This window comes from Vibrio sp. 1069, assembly GCF_033340555.1.
This window is the reverse complement of the sequence record NZ_JAWOWP010000432.1, coordinates 1-676: the sequence shown is the minus strand read 5'-3', so window position 1 is coordinate 676 and position 676 is coordinate 1. Positions and strand designations below refer to the sequence as shown.

The window sequence follows — 676 nt, the reverse complement described above, 5'->3', positions numbered from 1 at the left end:
TGCACGCCTTGGACAAGATGATCAATTTGGTTTTACTTTCCTCGACCCACTCGAAAATGCCGAAGATGGTTACCAAGCGGAAGCGATTGAAGATTCATTGCTCTATTTGATCCCCCATTCTGAGCTAAAACTGGTCAGCGAAGAACACCCAGAATTTGCCGACTATTTTGCCGCCCAAGCCAATGTGCGCTTGAGTTCTGCGGTGAAGTACGTTTGTCGAAAAGAAGAAAAAGGGCTGTTCTTTCGTACTGTTGGCGAGATCGCCAGCGAAAACATTGCGATTGTCGATGTGAACGACTCTATCCGCAGTGTGGCGCAAACCATGTGCGGCAAACAACGCAGCTCCTGTGCCGTTGTGATGAAAGAAGGCGAGATTATTGGCTTAGTCACCGACCGAGATATGACGAAATCGGTCGTCGCACAAGACATGGATACCAATCAGCCCATTGCCGATGTGATGACACCAAACCCCGTGTTGATCGAAGACGATGCTAAAGTGATTCAAGCCATTTCCTTGATGCTGCAATACAACATTCGCTGTTTGCCCGTGGTACATGGCAAGCAAGTGAAAGGCCTTCTAACGACGACACATTTAGTGCATAACCACCGCACGCAGTCTTTGTTCTTAATTGAGAAAATCAAAGACGCGAGTTCACTCAACGCGCTGGCGGCGTTG

General features: G+C 48.4%; 1 protein-coding gene. It reads left to right on the top strand.

Features of this window, described 5'->3' with window-relative positions:
• Positions 1-676, top strand: a 676-nt coding sequence (locus tag R7040_RS26955) for a CBS domain-containing protein (RefSeq protein WP_318097671.1), incomplete at both ends; no start/stop codon positions are given.